16 protein-coding genes are annotated in these 16,410 nt (G+C 72.7%); 11 read left to right on the forward strand and 5 right to left on the reverse strand.

The window, feature by feature from the left end:
• Window positions 1-123: 123 nt before the first annotated feature.
• Complete coding sequence (locus ACIA8D_RS35125) at window positions 124-1,110, reverse strand: ArsR/SmtB family transcription factor (RefSeq protein ID WP_399238312.1); 987 nt, start codon at window positions 1,108-1,110, stop codon at window positions 124-126.
• 318 nt (window positions 1,111-1,428) lie between these two features.
• Between ACIA8D_RS35125 and ACIA8D_RS35130 the strand changes: the two genes are divergently transcribed.
• Window positions 1,429-2,658: an MFS transporter gene (locus ACIA8D_RS35130; protein WP_399238314.1), complete on the forward strand. Its 1,230-nt coding sequence runs from the start codon at window positions 1,429-1,431 to the stop codon at window positions 2,656-2,658.
• Here ACIA8D_RS35130 and ACIA8D_RS35135 read toward each other — a convergent pair.
• Window positions 2,588-3,301 carry a TVP38/TMEM64 family protein gene (locus ACIA8D_RS35135; protein ID WP_399238315.1) on the reverse strand — a complete coding sequence of 238 codons (714 nt, stop codon included), beginning with the start codon at window positions 3,299-3,301 and terminating at the stop codon, window positions 2,588-2,590. The two genes, ACIA8D_RS35130 and ACIA8D_RS35135, sit on opposite strands and share 71 nt — an antisense overlap.
• Window positions 3,302-3,388: 87 nt before the next feature.
• Here ACIA8D_RS35135 and ACIA8D_RS35140 point away from each other — a divergent pair, with 87 nt between their 5' ends.
• The 3 genes from ACIA8D_RS35140 (at window position 3,389) to ACIA8D_RS35150 (ending at window position 6,518) form a co-directional block, all read left to right on the forward strand.
• Complete coding sequence (locus ACIA8D_RS35140; RefSeq protein WP_399238316.1) at window positions 3,389-4,096, forward strand: DNA alkylation repair protein; 708 nt, start codon at window positions 3,389-3,391, stop codon at window positions 4,094-4,096.
• 280 nt (window positions 4,097-4,376) lie between these two features.
• Window positions 4,377-5,552 (forward strand): elongation factor Tu, encoded by a 1,176-nt coding sequence (gene tuf, locus ACIA8D_RS35145; protein WP_399238317.1) that lies wholly within the window; start codon window positions 4,377-4,379, stop codon window positions 5,550-5,552.
• 102 nt (window positions 5,553-5,654) lie between these two features.
• A complete protein-coding gene (locus tag ACIA8D_RS35150; RefSeq protein ID WP_399238318.1) occupies window positions 5,655-6,518 on the forward strand; it encodes a spermidine synthase in 864 nt (287 codons plus the stop codon).
• Here ACIA8D_RS35150 and ACIA8D_RS35155 read toward each other — a convergent pair.
• On the reverse strand, window positions 6,505-7,806 hold the full coding sequence (locus ACIA8D_RS35155) for an MFS transporter (RefSeq protein WP_399238319.1): 1,302 nt from the start codon (window positions 7,804-7,806) through the stop codon (window positions 6,505-6,507). The two genes, ACIA8D_RS35150 and ACIA8D_RS35155, sit on opposite strands and share 14 nt — an antisense overlap.
• Before the next feature lie 147 nt (window positions 7,807-7,953).
• Here ACIA8D_RS35155 and ACIA8D_RS35160 point away from each other — a divergent pair, with 147 nt between their 5' ends.
• The 3 genes from ACIA8D_RS35160 (at window position 7,954) to ACIA8D_RS35170 (ending at window position 10,869) form a co-directional block, all read left to right on the forward strand.
• Window positions 7,954-8,406, forward strand: a complete 453-nt coding sequence (locus tag ACIA8D_RS35160) for a DUF4442 domain-containing protein (protein ID WP_399238320.1) — start codon at window positions 7,954-7,956, stop codon at window positions 8,404-8,406.
• Window positions 8,407-8,537: 131 nt separating this feature from the next.
• Window positions 8,538-10,133 (forward strand): carboxylesterase/lipase family protein, encoded by a 1,596-nt coding sequence (locus ACIA8D_RS35165; protein ID WP_399238321.1) that lies wholly within the window; start codon window positions 8,538-8,540, stop codon window positions 10,131-10,133.
• An 88-nt stretch (window positions 10,134-10,221) separates the two neighbouring features.
• The gene (locus tag ACIA8D_RS35170; RefSeq protein ID WP_399238323.1) at window positions 10,222-10,869 is read left to right on the forward strand and encodes a DedA family protein; all 648 of its coding nucleotides are present in this window, start codon (window positions 10,222-10,224) and stop codon (window positions 10,867-10,869) included.
• A 109-nt stretch (window positions 10,870-10,978) separates the two neighbouring features.
• Here ACIA8D_RS35170 and ACIA8D_RS35175 read toward each other — a convergent pair whose 3' ends face one another.
• Window positions 10,979-11,506, reverse strand: a complete 528-nt coding sequence (locus tag ACIA8D_RS35175; RefSeq protein WP_399238325.1) for a gamma carbonic anhydrase family protein — start codon at window positions 11,504-11,506, stop codon at window positions 10,979-10,981.
• 126 nt (window positions 11,507-11,632) lie between these two features.
• Here ACIA8D_RS35175 and ACIA8D_RS35180 point away from each other — a divergent pair, with 126 nt between their 5' ends.
• Together ACIA8D_RS35180 and ACIA8D_RS35185 are read left to right on the forward strand one after the other, a co-directional pair.
• Window positions 11,633-12,376 (forward strand): acyltransferase, encoded by a 744-nt coding sequence (locus ACIA8D_RS35180; RefSeq protein ID WP_399238326.1) that lies wholly within the window; start codon window positions 11,633-11,635, stop codon window positions 12,374-12,376.
• Between the two features lie 24 nt (window positions 12,377-12,400).
• Window positions 12,401-13,723: an MFS transporter gene (locus ACIA8D_RS35185; RefSeq protein WP_399238328.1), complete on the forward strand. Its 1,323-nt coding sequence runs from the start codon at window positions 12,401-12,403 to the stop codon at window positions 13,721-13,723.
• A 272-nt stretch (window positions 13,724-13,995) separates the two neighbouring features.
• Here ACIA8D_RS35185 and ACIA8D_RS35190 read toward each other — a convergent pair whose 3' ends face one another.
• Window positions 13,996-14,862, reverse strand: a complete 867-nt coding sequence (locus tag ACIA8D_RS35190; protein ID WP_399238329.1) for an EamA family transporter — start codon at window positions 14,860-14,862, stop codon at window positions 13,996-13,998.
• 112 nt (window positions 14,863-14,974) lie between these two features.
• Here ACIA8D_RS35190 and ACIA8D_RS35195 point away from each other — a divergent pair, with 112 nt between their 5' ends.
• The gene (locus ACIA8D_RS35195; RefSeq protein WP_399238331.1) at window positions 14,975-15,547 is read left to right on the forward strand and encodes a helix-turn-helix domain-containing protein; all 573 of its coding nucleotides are present in this window, start codon (window positions 14,975-14,977) and stop codon (window positions 15,545-15,547) included.
• 43 nt (window positions 15,548-15,590) lie between these two features.
• Complete coding sequence (locus ACIA8D_RS35200; RefSeq protein ID WP_399238332.1) at window positions 15,591-16,151, forward strand: YbaK/EbsC family protein; 561 nt, start codon at window positions 15,591-15,593, stop codon at window positions 16,149-16,151.
• The last annotated feature ends 259 nt before the right edge of the window (window positions 16,152-16,410 follow it).

The following is a 16,410-nucleotide window of genomic DNA, read 5'->3' on the forward strand; positions in this document are numbered from 1 at the left end:
CCGGCCGCGAAGGCGGGCCGGGCGGGGCGGTGCGCACAACCGTCGCAGCACGCCCGGGTGTTCGCGTGGGGCAGAGTAGCGTTCGAAGGTGAAGGGAGCACTACAGGGGAGTGAGCGCAAGGTTTACCGGCCCGGCCGCTGCGCCTCCCACAGCGCGTCTCCCGTCGGTGTTCGGACGTAGAGCACCGAGCGTCCGGCCCTGCGCCGCTGTACGAGGCCGGCCCCGTGCAGCACCTTAAGGTGCCGGCCCACCGAGCCGAGGCCCTGGCCGGTGAGGGCCACCAGCTGGCTCGTCGTCAGCGGCTGTTCGAGGAGGACGAGGACCTGGGCGCGGGCCGTGCCGAGGAGCGCCGCGAGCCCGCCCGGCGGCGCCGTCCTGTCCGCGTCGGCGAGGGCGCCCGCGCACGGGTAGATCACCGCGTACCGGTCGGCCGGGGCCCCGTCCGGCCAGGACACCCAGCCCTGTTTCGGAGTGACCGGGACGAACAGGAGCCGGGTGCCCGCGATGTTCCGTGGCGGGTAGTCGTGCGCGTTGATCCGCAGCCGCCCCTCGCCGAGCCAGCCCATCGTGGGGCGCATCCCGCCGAAGGCCGCCGCCCAGCCGCCCCGCGTCAACTCCCGCGTCCTGGCGAGGACATCGGCCTCGATGATCCGGCGGCGGCGCGGCCACTCGGGCAGCACCGTCTCCCGCCACACCCACGCGAGCAGCGCCGCCGCGCGTTGGGCCAGGTCGTCGGCGCGGGCGAGCGCGTCGGGCAGCGGGCCCGGCGACGAGACCGCGAGGTCCGCGCGGACCTCCGCCGGCGGCGTGGCGCGGATCCGTGCGAGGCCGTCCGCCAGATCGTCCTCGTGGACGCCGTCCGGCGTGGGCGTCATGAAGTCGGCGGTCCAGCGCGCCCCGAACGCGGCGTCCAGCAGCAGCGCCGTCGCCGGCTCGGTGGCCAGCCGCGCGCGGTAGGCGGGCAGATGGGTGTCCAGCCAGCGCCGTTCGCCGGGATGCGCCGCGACGGGGGCCGCCAGCTTCTTCAGGCTCGCGGTCGCCTCGGCGAGCCGCGACACGACGAACCGACTGCCCGCGAGCGTGTCCGCGTCGACCTGCCAGATGCCCACGGCTCCGCCCCCCTTCACGTATCGCCGGAGCCGCACCGGTCGGCGCGCCCGCGAGCCCCGCCGGTCCGCGAGCCTGCTGGGCATCTCGCCCCGCGAGCCCGCGATGCTCGCCGACGCGCCCGCCGGCCGTCGAGTCCGCGGCGCTTGCCGGTCCGCGAGTCCGCGGCACAGACCGGCCCTTGAGCCCGAGACGTTTCCGTGTGCGTCGGCGTCCGGCCGGTCCGCCCCACGGCCACGCCTGCCGCGGCGGCCCGACTGTCGTTTCGCCGGTGCGCGAAAGATTAACGTGCGTCCCGCCGCGCCCCGCAGCCTCCCCGCATGGACACCTACCGGGACCTGTTCCGCACGCCCGAATACCCCTCCCTCTTCGCCACCGTCTCGCTCCAGGTCGCTGGGCAGACGGTCGGCGGCCTCGCGCTCGGCTCGCTCGTCTACGCCTCGACGGGCTCGCCGCTGCTGTCCGCGCTCGCCATGTTCGGGTCCGCGCTCGCCCAGGTCGTGGGCGCGCTCACGCTGCTGTCCGCCGCGGACCGGGTGCCGCCGCGCGCGGCCCTCGCCGGGCTCGCGCTCTTCCTCGGCCTGGCCACGGCGGCGCAGGCGACGCCCGGTCTGCCGACGGCGGCCGCTCTCGCGCTCGTCCTGGTCCAGGGCGTGCCCGCCGCGCTCGGCGGCGGGGTCCGCTACGGCATGCTCACCGACATCCTCGCCCGCGACGGCTATCTGCTCGGCCGCTCCGTCATGAACATGAGCGCGGGTGTCTGCCAGATCCTCGGGTACGCCCTGGGCGGCCTGCTCGTCGCCGTCCTGTCGGCCCGCGGCACGCTCCTCGTCGCCGCGGGGCTCTACGCCCTCGCCGCGGTGGTCGCGCGGTGCGGCCTGTCCCGGCACCCGGCCCGCGCCGCCGGACGCCCGTCCGCGCGCGAGACGATGCGCGGCAACGCCGCCCTGTGGTCCTCGGTCCCGCGCCGGTACGTCTATCTCGCGCTGTGGGTGCCCAACGGGCTGATCGTCGGCTGCGAGGCGCTGTTCGTCCCCTACGACACCGGGCACGCGGGCGTGCTGCTCGCGAGCGCCGCCCTCGGCATGCTCGCCGGGGACGTCGTCACCGGCCGCTTCCTGCCGCCCCGGTGGCGGGCCCGGCTCGCCGCGCCGCTGCGGCTGCTGCTCGCCGTCCCGTATCTGGTGTTCGCGCTGCGCCCGGCCCTGCCGGTCGCCGCCGCCGCCGTCGTCCTCGCCTCGGTCGGCTTCTCCGCGAGCCTGCTGCTCCAGGAACGGCTGATGGCGCTGACTCCGGAGAACCTGAGCGGGCACGCGCTCGGCCTGCACACGGCGGGCATGCTGACCATGCAGGGAGTGGGCGCGGTGCTCGCGGGCGCGCTGGCCCAGGCGACCTCGCCCGCCACCGCGATGACGGTGTTCGCCGCGGCCTCTGTCGCGGTGACGCTGCGCCTCGGCAGGGGCCTCAAGGGGGACCCGGTCAGTCCGGCGCCCGCTTCCGCAGCTGATGCCGCTTGCACCACGCCACGACCGCGCCCGCGCACCCCGTGACGACGATGAAGCCCATCGCGATCAGGAAGATCGGTGACGTGGGCGTCGAGGCGCGGGCGCCCGCCACCACGTACGCCGCCGTGTTCGGGATCGAGCCGAGCGCCGTGGCCAGCAGGAACGGCACGATGCTCATCTTCGAGATCGACGCGCAGTAGTTCGCCGCCCAGAACGGGACGCCGGGGAAGAGCCGCGCCGCCAGCATCGACCGGAACGCGTGCTCGCTGAGCTGGCCGTCCGCCGCCTTCAGCCAGCGCCCGCGCAGCAGCGGACGCAGCGCGTCCTGGCCGAGCAGCCGGCCGAGCAGAAAGGCGAGCCCGGCGCCCAGCACCGTCCCGCCGAGCGCGCCGAGCAGCCCCAGCTGGGAACCGAACAGGGCGCCCGCCGCCAGATTGAGCAGGGGTCTCGGGACGAACGCGACCGTGCACACCCCGTACGCCACCGCGAACAGGACGACCGCCGCCGCCCCGTTCACCTGGGGCGGCCAGCCCTGCGTGATCAGCTGCTGCGGCTCGAAGAGCAGCACGCACGTCGCGCCCGCGGCCAACAGCAGCACCAGCAGCGAAAGCCGCGACCAGGGCGACAGCAGCGCCTGGCCGAAGCGGGCCGCGAACCCGGCGGGACGGGCGGGGACGGTCTCGAACATCCGGGGAGACTAACCGACCCCCACATAAGATCGCCGTAGGTTGTGTCTCACTTTCCCGGCTCTTGCCCTACTTGCGAGGAGCGTCACATGACCGTCGCCGCGCCCCGGCCCAGCGCCCTCGCCGACACGCTGCTCGCCCGGCTGCCCGAGGTGTACGGGGCCGCCGCCGACCCCGAGCGGGCCGCGCAGATGCGCGCGTACATGAAGGACGTGGCCCCTTTCCTCGGCCTCACGTCCCCCGTGCGCCGGGAACTGAGCAAGGCCGTGCTCGCCGGGACGCCGCGCCCCGACGAGCGTGACCTCACCGCCGTCGCGCTGTGCTGCTGGGCGCTGCCCGAGCGCGAGTACGCCTACTTCGCCATCGACTATCTGCGCCGCCATGTGCGCCGCCTCACGTCCGGCTTCCTGCCCGTCGCCCGCGAGCTGATCACGACCGTGCCGTGGTGGGACACGGTCGACCACCTGGCGGCGCACATCGTCGGCGGCCTCGTCGCCGTCGACCCGAAGCTGCGCGCCGACATGGACGCGTGGATCGAGGACGAGAACCTCTGGGTGGCCAGGACCGCGCTGCTCCACCAGCTCCGCCACAAGGACGCCACCGACACCGACCGGCTCTTCGCGTACTGCCTGCGGCAGTCAGGACACCCGGACTTCTTCGTCCGCAAGGCCATCGGCTGGGCCCTGCGGGAGTACGCCAAGACCGACGCCGACGCCGTACGTGCCTTCGTCGCCGCCCATCGGGGGAGCCTCGCACCGCTGTCGGTGCGCGAGGCACTGAAGAACGTGGGCGGGTAACTCCCGCCCGGGGTACGGAAAATCGTTCGACGCGGGGGCCCGCGTCGGAGAAGATCTGCCACATGTTCCGGCACGCCTTCCACGCAGCTACGTCCGCAGTCGCGGACGCTGCTCGGGCTGCCGCTCTCCTGACCGCGGCCGCGGCAGACGGCGCGCGAAGCTGACCCTCTCCGGACATTCCGGCGGACCCCGCACGGGGAGGGTCGGTCCGGCTCAGGGGTCCCCGCCTCGGTACCAGGAGGCTTCACTTTTCTTGTTCCGGAAAGGAACACGGCCTGCCATGCCCAAGACGGCATACGTGCGCACCAAGCCGCACCTCAACATCGGCACCATGGGTCACGTCGACCACGGCAAGACCACCCTCACCGCCGCCATCACCAAGGTCCTCGCCGAGCGCGGCGCCGGCACTTTCGTCCCCTTCGACCGCATCGACAAGGCGCCCGAGGAGGCGCAGCGCGGCATCACCATCAACATCGCGCACGTCGAGTACGAGACCGACACCCGGCACTACGCGCACGTGGACATGCCGGGCCACGCCGACTACGTCAAGAACATGGTCACGGGTGCCGCCCAGCTCGACGGGGCGATCCTTGTCGTCTCGGCGCTCGACGGGATCATGCCGCAGACCGCCGAGCACGTGCTGCTCGCGCGGCAGGTGGGCGTCGACCACATCGTTGTCGCGATCAACAAGGCGGACGCGGGGGACGAGGAGCTGACCGACCTCGTCGAGCTGGAGGTCCGCGAGCTGCTGTCCGCGCACGGGTACGGCGGCGACTCCGTGCCCGTCGTGCGGGTCTCGGGGCTCAAGGCCCTTGAGGGGGACCCGCGTTGGACGGCGTCCATCGAGGCGCTGCTCGACGCGGTGGACACGTACGTTCCGATGCCGGAGCGGTACGTGGACGCGCCGTTCCTGCTGTCCGTCGAGAACGTCATGACGATCAGCGGGCGCGGCACGGTGGTCACGGGCGCCGTCGAGCGCGGCCGGATCCGGGTAGGGGACCGGGTGCGCGTGTACGGCACCGCCGACGACCTCGAGACCGTCGTCACCGGCGTCGAGACCTTCGGCAAGCCGATGGAGGAGGCGCAGGCGGGGGACAACGTGGCGCTGCTGCTCCGCGGTGTCCCGCGTGACGCGGTGCGACGCGGGCACGTCGTCGCCGAGCCCGGCACGGTCAAGCCGGCCCGGCGCTTCACCGCGCAGGTGTACGTGTTGTCGGCGGCGGAGGGCGGCCGTTCCACGCCCGTCGCCACCGGGTACCGGCCGCAGTTCTACCTGCGTACGGCGGACGTCGTCGGGGACGTCGACCTCGGTGAGGTGGCCGTCGCGCGGCCCGGCGACACCGTCGGAATGACGGTCGAGCTGGGGCGGGACGTGCCGCTGGAGGCCGGCCTCGGGTTCGCGATCCGTGAAGGCGGGCGGACCGTGGGGGCGGGGACGGTTTCAGCGGTGCTGTGAGAGTGAGCGGGGGCCGGGGCCGGGCCGAAAGGCCGGGGCGCTGCCCCGGACCCCGCTGCTCAATCGCCGCAGGGGCTTGAGTGGTAGCGGCACAATGTGCACGTGAACGCATCCTCGTCCGAACCCGAGCCGATACCCGTCACCCGCGACGTCGACCACGGCACCGCCAAGCTGCTGCCCGACGTCGACCGGCGGCGGGCCTGGCTGCTGACGGTGGACGGCTCGCCCCAGTCGTACGTCGACCTGGACGACCCCGCCCATCTGGAGTTCGAGTACGCGCGCCGGCTCGGCCACGTCCTCGACTGCCTTGGCGACGGGGGCGCCCCGCTCGACGTGCTGCACCTGGGCGGTGGCGCGCTGACCCTGCCCCGGTACGTCGCCGCCACCCGGCCCGGATCGCGGCAGGACGTCGTCGAGGCCGACCGGGGGCTGCTCGCGCTGGTCGCCGAGCATCTGCCGGTGCCGCACGACGCGGGCATCGCGGTGCACGGCGGCGACGCGCGGGCCTGGCTGGAGGCGGCGCCCGACGCCTCGGCGGACGTGCTCGTGGGGGACGTGTTCGGCGGCTCCCGGGTGCCCGCACACCTGACGACCCTGGCGTACGCGCGTCAGGCGGCGCGGGTGCTGCGGCCCGGCGGCACGTACGCGGCGAATCTCGCGGACGGCGCGCCCTTCGCCTTCCTGCGGTCCCAACTGGCCACGTTCGCCGCCGTGTTCACGCACGTCGCGCTCGTCGCCGAGCCGGCGGTGCTGCGGGGGCGGCGGTTCGGCAACGCGGTGCTGCTCGCCGCGCACGAGGAGCTGGAGGTGGCGGAGCTGGCCCGGCGCACCGCACGCGACGCGTTCCCCGCGCGGGTGGAACACGGCGCGGCGCTGCGCCGGTTCGTCGGCGACGCGAAGCCGGTGGCGGACGCGGACGCGGTGCCGTCTCCGGAGCCGCCGGGCGGGTCGTTCAGCGTGGGGTGACCTCGGCCTGCGATGTTGTACCGCCCTCGGCGACCTTGTCGCTCGTCTCGCGCCGCCGCAGGTGCCGTACGTCCGGCACGAACAGCAGCACCGCCGCCGTCGCCACGACGACGAGCGCCGAGCACCCCCACAGCGAGGCGGTCCGCCCGAAGGCCGTCTCCGCCGGTCCTGCGAGCGCGGTGGCCAGCGGCACCATCGCCACCGAGCCGAACCAGTCGTAGGCCGAGACGCGGGAGAGCTTCTCCTCCGGTATCTCCTGGTGCAGGGCGGTGATCCAGGAGACGCCGAATATCTCGATGGTGACGCCGCTGACGAACATCACGGCGATCAGCCAGCCGAGCGGCACGGGGACCGCGAGCGCCGCCGACGGCAGGGCGAGCGAGAAGACGGACAGCGTCGCCGCGAACAGCAGCCGCCGCGGCTTCCACCGCATCATCAGCAGCCCGCCGAGGATGGTGCCCACGCCGAACGCGCCGAGCGCGATGCCCCACGGCCCCGCACCGCCCAGTTCGTCGCGCGCCACCAGCGGCCCGAACACCGACTCGGCCGCACCCACCACCGCGACCACCACCGCGAACTGGGCGACGATCGTCCACAGCCACGGCCGGCCGATGACCTCCCGCCACCCGTCCCGCATGTCGGCGAGCAGCCCGCCGCCCGGCTCCCGCGGCGGTATGTCGCGCACCTGGAGGAACATCCGCAGCGCGCCCGCGACCAGGAACGCCACCGCGTCCACGGCGAGCACCCAGCCGGGCCCGAACGCCGCGACCATCGCCCCGCCGAGCGCGGCGCCGCCCACCCCCGCCCCGGACATCCCCATCCGGAACAGGGCGAAGGCACGGCTGGCCTGCTCGCCGGAGACGGAGGCCATCAGCATGCCCTCGGCCGCCGGGTTGAAGAACGCCTGCCCCGTGCCGCCGAGCGCGCTGAGCGCCATCATCTGCCACAGCTTCGGATCGCCCTGGAGGACGAGCAGCGCGAACGCGCCCTGGGACAGGAAGTTGAGGGCGTTCGCCGCGACCATCACGTGGTGCCGCGGCAGCCGGTCGGCGACCGCGCCGCCCACCAGCAGGAAGACCACCAGGAACAGCGTGCGGGCCGCGGCCACCAGGCCCACGTCGCCGCCGTCGCCGCCCGCGTCGAGCACGGCGAACGCCGAGGCGATCAGCGCGCCGTGCGCCCCCAGTGTCGTGACGACCGCCGAGACGGAGAGCAGCGTGTAGTTCCGTCCGGCCCACGCGGGGCGCAGGCGTGGACGCTTCGGTTCGGGGGCGGCGGCAGAGGTCACGGAGGGACTATCGCCGCCATGGCGCTGAATCGACAAACCGTTTCCCCGGACACCGGGTGATTGGTCGGGCGATGCCTGATATCTCCCGGTTGTTCGGGTGCGCGCGAAGGGATGGTCAAGCTTGCTACCCATGGGTAACATTCGGGCATGAGCGCAGATCAGATGTCCATCGGCGAGATGCTCGCCGCCACGGTGCCGATGGCCCGCACCCTGAACCTTGAGTTCCACGAGACCACGCCCGAGAAGGCGGTCCTCTCGCTGCCCGACCAGGCCGACTACCACAACCACGTCGGCGGACCGCACGCCGGAGCGATGTTCACGCTCGGCGAGTCCGCGAGCGGCGCCATCGTGCTCGCCGCCTTCGGGGACCAGCTCTCCCGCGCGGTGCCGCTCGCCGTGAGCGCCGACATCGCGTACAAGAAGCTGGCGATGGGTCCGGTCACCGCCACCGCGACGCTCGGCCGCCCGGTCGCCGACGTCGTCGCCGAGCTGGACGCGGGCGAGCGCCCCGAGTTCCCGGTGAGCATCGCGATCACGCGCGAGGACGGGGCCGTGACCGGCGAGATGACCGTTCTGTGGACGCTGCGTCCCAATAGCTGAGCGGGCCGCGTGCGGCGAGGAAGGCCCTGCCGGTGGGGCGGAGCCTTCCTCGTTTCTTGTCCAACTCGTTGACACGAGTCACCTCCAGTCATAGTTTCCGCTTCGGTTTCGGGCGCAAGAGGGGGAGTGACATGAGACGCGGTCGACTACGTGTGGTGCTCGCGGCCGTGGTGGCGTTGGCCGCGTCGGCCCTCGTCCCGGCGCACGCCGCCGAACGGTCCGACGGCCCGGTGGTGCACACCGCGTCCGGCTGGGTGCGCGGCCAGCACACAGGCGAGGGGCGGCAGTACCTCGCCATCCCGTATGCCGAGCAGCCCGTCGGCAGGCTGCGCTGGCGGGAACCGCGCCCGGCGCAGCCCTGGCGCGGCGTGCGCGACGCCACCGCCTTCTCCAACAGGTGCGTACAGACGTCGAGTTGGGACCCGGGATACGAGAGTCCGACCTACACGGAGGACTGCCTCGACCTGAACGTGTACGCGCCGGACGGCTCGGCGGGCCGGCCCGTCATGGTGTGGCTGCACGGCGGCGGCCTCACCGCGGGCGCTGGGGCCGACATCGTCCCCGACACCTTCGCCCGCAGGACCGGCACGGTCGTCGTCACCGTCAACTACCGCCTCGGAGCGATGGGTTTCCTCGCGGCGGCGGGCCTCGACAAGCAGGCGTCCGACGGGGTCTCCGGCAACTTCGGCCTCCAGGACCAGCAGCAGGCGCTGCGCTGGGTGCGCGCCAACATCGGAGCCTTCGGCGGCGACCGGGACCGCGTGACCATCGCGGGCGAGTCCGCGGGCGGCCGCTCGGTGTGCACCCAGCTCGCGTCGCCGGGCGGGCGCGGCCTGTTCCGGGCGGGGATCATCCAGTCCGGGGCGTACGGGGACTGCGCGGCCCGCACCCACCGTGCGGCCGTCGCCGAGGGCGCGCGGTTCGCGGAGAAGGCCGGATGCGGCGCCGCGGCGGACACGGTCGCGTGCCTGCGTGGCAAAACGGCCAAGGAGATCCTGGACGCACAGGCCGGATTCGACTGGGCGCCGGTGACCGGCGGCGGCTTCCTGCCCGAACAGCCGGCCGCCGCGATCGCCGCCGGCCGCTCGGCACCCGTGCCCGTCCTCAACGGCGCCAACAAGGACGAGGGCCGCCTCTTCGCCTACGGCGCCTACGACCGCCAGGGCACACCGCTCACGGCCGAGGCCTACCCCAAGGCGCTCACGGACACGTACGGGAAGGCGACGGGGGAGCGGGCCCTGCGCGCGTACCCTCTCTCCGGCCACGCCTCGCCCACCTACGCCTACGCCGCCGCCCAGGGCGACCAGCTGATGGCCTGCCCCGCGCTCCGGCTCGACGAGCGGCTCGCGGCGAGCGGGCCACCCGTCTACGCGTACGAGTTCGCGGACCGCACCTCACCGCCGTTCGCGTCGATCAGAGAGGCGGGCAAGACGTTCGACTTCGGGGCCACGCACGTCAACGAGGTGCAGTACCTCTTCAAGCACTTCGGTCTCGACTCCCCGCTCGACACCGCGCAGCGGGCGCTCGCCGACCGGATGGTGCGGTACTGGGGCTCCTTCATCAGGGGCGGCGCCCCGAGGGCCGACGGCGCCCCCGCCATGCCGGATCAACGGCGGGCACCCGGACAGGTGCTGTCCCTCAAGACGTCCGGTGTGGGCGGGATCACGCTCTCCACGGACGTTCATCGCGAGCATCACTGCACCTTGTGGGACGCAGCGGCGTCATAGGGAGCAGGTAGGCTGCCCGGCGTGCGCGTACCGGAGGGGAGCGCGCGCCGGGCACAGGCAACACTGGTGGGTACGGGAGGCGACGTCGATGCACGTCCAGGCATGGCTCGACACGATTCCGGCGGTCGCCGTCTACGCCCTGGTGGCCGGGGTGATCGGCCTCGAGAGCCTCGGCATCCCGCTGCCCGGCGAGATCGTCCTCATCTCCGCGGCGCTGCTCTCCTCGCAGCACGGCGACGTCAACCCGTTCGTCCTCGGCGCCTGCGCCAGCGCGGGCGCCGTCATCGGTGACTCCATCGGGTACGCGATCGGCCGCAAGGGCGGGCGCCCACTGCTGGCCAAAATGGGCCGCAAGTTCCCCAAGCACTTCGGTCCGGGACATGTCGCAGCTGCCGAGCGGTCCTTCGAGAAGTGGGGCATGTGGGCCGTCTTCTTCGGCCGCTTCATCGCCCTGCTCCGCATCTTCGCCGGACCGCTCGCGGGCGTCCTGCACATGCCGTACTGGAAGTTCCTCATCGCGAACGTCCTGGGCGGCATCGTCTGGGCCGGCGGCACGACCGCCGTCATCTACTCCGTGGGCGTGGTCGCGGAGGACTGGCTCAAGAGGTTCTCGTACGTCGGCCTGGGCGTGGCGATCCTGATCGGCCTCGGCTCCATGCTGATCGTGAAGCGCCGGGCGGCAAAGATGGTGGCGGAACACGAGGCGGCGGAGCCGGAGCCCGAGCCGGCGAACTGAGCCATATCGAGCCCTGCCGGCGAACTGGGTCATACAAAGCCCCGCCGGCGATTGAGGCGCGGGGTCCGGGGCAGAGCCCCGAGACCGCGACGCCGCCGCCGGTGAGCGCCTACTCGTGCACCCCCCGATGCACCTTCGCCAGCCCCACATAGTGCGTCCCGTTGAGCGTCACCATCTCCCGCTCCTCCGCGGACAGCTCACGCCGCACCTTCGCCGGCACCCCGGCGACCAGTGACCCCGGCGGAACCACCATCCCCTGCGGCACCAGCGCCTGCGCCGCGACCAGCGAACCCGCCCCGATCACCGCGCCGTTGAGCACGGTCGCCCCCATCCCGATGAGGCAGTCGTCCTCCACGGTGCAGCCGTGCAGCACCGCGTTGTGGCCGACCGAGACCCGCTCGCCGATCGTCGCCGGGAACCCGAGGTCGACGTGGACCGTGCAGTTGTCCTGGATGTTGCTGTCGGCGCCGAGCGTGATCGGCTCGACCTCGGATCGCAGCACCGCGCCGTACCAGACGCTCGCCCCCGCGTGCAGCGTGACGTCGCCGATCACCACGGACGTCGGGGCGACGAACGCCTCCGGGTCCACCTTCGGTTCCTTGTCGCCGATGCCGGTGACGAGTGCCTCGTGGGACATGAGGTCTGTGCTCCCTACGTGTCGTTCGTGTCATGCATGCGTCGCGCCAAGGGCAAGGTACCTGTGGGGCGAAGATCACAGGTCGCCGAGGTGGGGGTGGACGATACCCGTAGGTAACGTGACGCCGTGCCGAAGCAGCGGAACGACAAGGGTGGGCCCGGACACCGGCTCGTACAGGCCGGATGGCGCTGGGTGCAGCGCAAGGGCGCGGTCACCGCACGGCAGCCCGGCGGGCACCGGTTCGGCGCGATCGGGCACGGCACGAAGCTCGCGTTCCCCCAGGGCACGGTGTTCGGCGAACCGTGGATCCGGCTCGGCGCGCACTGCATCATCGGCGAGCAAGTGACCCTGACCGCGGGCCTGATGCCCGACCTGGACCTCGGCACCGACCCGATCCTGACCCTCGGCGACGGCGTCGTGATCGGCCGCGGCAGCCATGTCATCGCCGATACGACGGTGCGGATCGGCAGCGACGTCTACATGGGCCCGTACGTCTACATCACGTCCACGAACCATTCGTACGACGACCCGCACGAGCCCATCGGCAAGCAGTGGCCGCGGATGGAACCGGTCGAGATCGGCCCCGGTTGCTGGATCGGCACCGGCGCGGTGATCCTGCCGGGCGCCCGTATCGGAAGGAACGTGGTGGTGGCGGCCGGGGCCGTGGTGCGCGGCGACGTACCCGACCACGCGGTGGTCGCGGGTGCGCCCGCCCGCGTCGTACGGAGCTGGGACGCGGAGGCCGGCTGGCAGCCGCCGCTCAGGACGCCGGCGCCGCGGGCGATCCCCGAGGGGGTCACGCCGGACCAACTGCTCGCCCTGTCCGAACTCGACGACGACGCCTGGGACACTGAACCCCGGACAAGATAGATGTAGCGAGCAATCAGGGAAGCCGTGGACGCGAGCGAGACGAGCGACGACAGCAGGGCCGCCGACGACGCGGCGGCCGACGGTGCGGCGGAGGCCGAGGCCGAGGCCGGGCCGCGTGGCTGGCGCCGTTGGGCCATGGACACCCGGCCCCTGCGCATTCCCGCCTACCGCCGGCTGTGGTCCTCGACCATCGTCACGGCCGTCGGCAGCCAGCTCACCGCCGTCGCCGTGCCCAAGCAGATCTTCGACATCACCGGGTCCTCGGCCTGGGTCGGGGCCGCGAGCATGGCGGGGCTCGTGCCGCTCGTGGTGTTCGCGCTGTGGGGCGGCGCGATCGCCGACCACATGGACCGGCGCAAGCTGCTCCTGATCACGAACTCCGGCATCGCCGTGACCTCGGTCCTGTTCTGGCTGCAGGCGATATCCGGGCTCGACTCGGTGGCCGTGCTGATGGTGCTGCTCGCGATGCAGCAGGCGTTCTGGGGCCTCAACGCGCCGGCCCGCAACGCGTCCATCGCGCGGCTCGTGCCCGAGAGCCAACTGGCCGCGGCCAACGCGCTCGGCTCGACGGTCATGCAGACCGGTCAGGTCGTCGGCCCGCTGCTGGCGGGCGTCCTCATTCCGGTGATCGGGCTGCCGGAGCTGTATCTGATCGACGCCGTCGCGCTGTGCGTGACCGTGTGGGCGGTGTACCGGCTGCCGTCCCTGCCGCCGCTGGTCGCGGCGGCGAAGAAGCGGGCGGGCGTGCGGGAGATCGTCGACGGTTTCCGTTACATGTCCACGCACAAGGTGCTGCTGCTGTCCTTCCTCGCGGACATCATCGCGATGGTGTTCGGGATGCCGCGCGCGCTGTTCCCGCAGCTCGCGGCGGAGACGTACGCGCCGTACGGGGAGGGGCTCGCGCTCGGGCTGCTGTTCGCGGCGATTCCGATCGGGGCGGTGGTCGGGGGGCTGTTCTCCGGGACGTTCTCGCGGACGAAGCGGCACGGGTGGATGGTGATCGGGGCGATCGTGGCGTGGGGCCTCGCGATCACGGGGTTCGGGTTGAGCGGGAGCTTGTGGTGGGCGGTCGTCTTCCTCGCGGTGGCGGGGGTCGCGGACATGGTGTCCATGGTCTTCCGCGGCGCGATTCTGTTGTCGGCGGCGACGGACGAGATGCGTGGCCGGATGCAGGGCGTGTTCACGGTGGTCGTCGCGGGTGGTCCGCGGCTTGCGGATGTTCTGCACGGTTCGGCGGGCTCGGCCTTCGGCGCGCGTCCGGCGGTCGCCGGGGGCGGGCTCCTGGTGGTGCTGGCGATGCTGGTCCTTGCCGCGGCGGCACCGGCCCTGCGCCGCTACCGCATCTGACCCGCGCGTCTCGTCTGTGCCGGGGCGTGGCTTGGGCGCCTGGCCGGGGTCGACGCCGACGTCCTGTGCACGCGGCACCGGGGGCCGCCTTGCCCACCCTGCCGCCCCAGGCGGCAGATTGCCCAAGTCGAGTGCGGCCGACCGCAATGGGTGGGAGCCGTGTCTGTGGGAGGTTGCCCGAGGCGGGTGTGGCCGACCACAACGGGTGGGAGCCGTGCCTGCAGTGGGTGGGCGCATCGAGTCCCCGTGGGCGGAGGACGTCCGCCGGGGCGTCAACCCGTGGCCAGCAGAAGCGTTCCGACGAGCGCAAGACCCGCCCCCGCCGCCTGCACCCCCCGCAACCTCTCACTGAGCACCCCACGCGCCGCAAGCGCCGTAACAATCGGATACAACGACGCCAGCACCGCCGCCACGGTGACCGGCCCCTCCCGCGCGGCCAGCGCATACGTTCCGTTGGCCGCCACATCCGCCAGCCCCACGAACGCCAACGCCGGCAGCGACGCACGGACGACCCGCCACCCGCCCTCCTCCGGCAGCACCCGCCCACCCCGCTTCGCGGACGCGTACAACGCGGCCCCACCCGCCACGACATTCGTCACCCGCTGCACGAACAGCGCGAGGAAGAGCCCCGTCAGCGTCGTCGACGCCTCCGCGATCAACGCCATCACCGCGCCGAACCCGAACGCGGCGAGCAACGTGAGCAGCACCGCCTGCCGCTGCACGGGCGCCCCCTTGAACTGCGGCCCACCCGCGAGCACCACCCCCACGACGGCGACCAGGATCCCCGCGAACTGGAGCAACCCCGGCCGCTCCCCGAGCACGAGCCCGACCCCGACCGGCACCGCGACCCCGAGCGCGCCGAGCGGCGAGACGACCCCCATCGGCCCGAGCGCGAGGGCCTTGTAGAAGGCGAGCATGGCGACGGGCCCGATGAGCCCCGCGGCGACGGCGTACCACAACCGCGGTCCCGCCTCCGAGAATCCGCCCGTCGCGACGACGATCGCGCCGAGCACGACCACGGCGATCGTCTGCGAGACGACCACGACGGTGAGCGCGGGGGTCCGTCGCGTCAGCAGTCCGCCGCCGAAGTCGGCCAGGCCCCACATGAGGCTCGTGGTCAGGGCGAAGAGTGCTGTCATGCCGAACCCCGCAGTACAGTTTGCTGGACGCTGTGGTGCACCACACCGTAGTTCAATGCACTGAACTCTGTCATCCAAAATATTGACCCAACGACGGAACGATGGACGGAACGTGGCGGACCTCGATCTCCTGAACCAGGCGCTCGCGCGCAACGTCAAGCACTGGCGCTCCGAGCGCGGCTTCACCCTCGACGCGCTCGCCGCCCGCGCGGCCGTCAGCCGCGGCATGCTCATCCAGATCGAGCAGGCCCGCACGAACCCCAGCATCGGCACCGTCGTCAAGATCGGCGACGCCCTCGGCGTCAGCATCACCACGCTGCTCGACTACGAACAGGGCCCCAACGTCCGCATCGTGACCGAGGATCAGGCCGTACGCCTGTGGCACACGGAGGCCGGCAGCTACAACCGGCTGCTCGCCGGAACCGAGTCCGAGGGCCCGTTGGAGATGTGGGACTGGCGGCTCGTGCCCGGCGAGGGCAGTGACTCCGACCCGCACCCGCAGGGCACCATCGAGCTGATCCATGTCACGGCCGGCGAGCTGACCCTCGTCGTGGACGGGGCCGCGCACGCGGTGCCCGAGGGCGCGAGCGTCTCGTTCGAGGCGAGCACCCCGCACACGTACCGCAACGACGGGACCGAGGACGTGGAGATGGTCATGGCCGTGTCGGTGCCTTTCGTACGCTGAGACAGCCGGTCGACGCCCGCGCGGCGGCTGTTAGCGTGCCGCCATGCGCGCACCCATCGGCACCTTCGACCACGTACTCGCCGCCCCCGAGGCCCTCCACCTGCTCACCCGGCCCGTCGCCGACGCCGTCCGCGACTGGCGCGGCACCGTGCCCGCGCAGGACCTGATCCACGTCGACACCGACCCCGAGTGGGCCGACACCGCGACGTTCGTCGAGCACTACGGCCCCGACCTGCTCGGCACCTCCGCGAACTGTGTCGTCGTCGCGGGCAAGCGCGGCGGCGAGACCACCCTCGCGGCCTGTGTCGTCCTTTCCGCGACGAAGCTCGACGTGAACGGCGCGGTACGCCGCCAACTCGGCGCCCGCAAGGCCTCGTTCGCCCCGATGGACACCGCGACCGGCGAGTCCGGCATGGAGTACGGCGGCATCACCCCGATCGGCCTGCCCGCCGACTGGCCGGTCCTCGTGGACGCGGCCGTCGTCGACCTCCCGCACGTCCTCATCGGCAGCGGCACGCGCCGCGGAAAGCTGATCGTGCCGGGCAAGGCCCTGTCCGAACTCCCGGGCGCCGTCGTGGTCGAGGGCCTGGGCGTCGCCGGCTAGGGCCTGCCGTCAAACTCCCGCCTGCCGGGCGGCGCTTGGCACGCACGCTCGCGGCGTTGCCGAAAAGCCCGAGTAGCTCCGCTACTAGGACTTCCCGGCGCCTTGCGATCGCACGCACCAAGCGCCGCCGGGCCGCCCTTCGGGCGACGACGGGAGTTTGACGGCAGGCCCTAGGTCGTGTCCGCAAAGTGGTTGGCGCGTTGGTGTTTTCGTGGTGCGTCGTCATGAGCTGACTGATCAGGCCTGGGTGGTCGTTGAG

This window comes from Streptomyces sp. NPDC051684, from assembly GCF_044453445.1.
Classification (GTDB): Bacteria; Actinomycetota; Actinomycetes; order Streptomycetales; family Streptomycetaceae; genus Streptomyces.

Excerpts from the sequence above, each read along its gene's own strand:
- ACIA8D_RS35175 (WP_399238325.1), bottom strand. The coding sequence starts at position 11,506 with ATGTCCCACGAGGCACTCGTCACCGGCATCGGCGACAAGGAACCGAAG.
- ACIA8D_RS35170 (WP_399238323.1), top strand. The coding sequence starts at position 10,222 with ATGCACGTCCAGGCATGGCTCGACACGATTCCGGCGGTCGCCGTCTAC.
- ACIA8D_RS35135 (WP_399238315.1), bottom strand. The coding sequence starts at position 3,301 with ATGTTCGAGACCGTCCCCGCCCGTCCCGCCGGGTTCGCGGCCCGCTTC.
- ACIA8D_RS35200 (WP_399238332.1), top strand. The coding sequence starts at position 15,591 with ATGCGCGCACCCATCGGCACCTTCGACCACGTACTCGCCGCCCCCGAG.
- ACIA8D_RS35130 (WP_399238314.1), top strand. The coding sequence starts at position 1,429 with ATGGACACCTACCGGGACCTGTTCCGCACGCCCGAATACCCCTCCCTC.
- ACIA8D_RS35140 (WP_399238316.1), top strand. The coding sequence starts at position 3,389 with ATGACCGTCGCCGCGCCCCGGCCCAGCGCCCTCGCCGACACGCTGCTC.
- ACIA8D_RS35160 (WP_399238320.1), top strand. The coding sequence starts at position 7,954 with ATGAGCGCAGATCAGATGTCCATCGGCGAGATGCTCGCCGCCACGGTG.
- tuf (WP_399238317.1), top strand. The coding sequence starts at position 4,377 with ATGCCCAAGACGGCATACGTGCGCACCAAGCCGCACCTCAACATCGGC.
- ACIA8D_RS35165 (WP_399238321.1), top strand. The coding sequence starts at position 8,538 with ATGAGACGCGGTCGACTACGTGTGGTGCTCGCGGCCGTGGTGGCGTTG.
- ACIA8D_RS35190 (WP_399238329.1), bottom strand. The coding sequence starts at position 14,862 with ATGACAGCACTCTTCGCCCTGACCACGAGCCTCATGTGGGGCCTGGCC.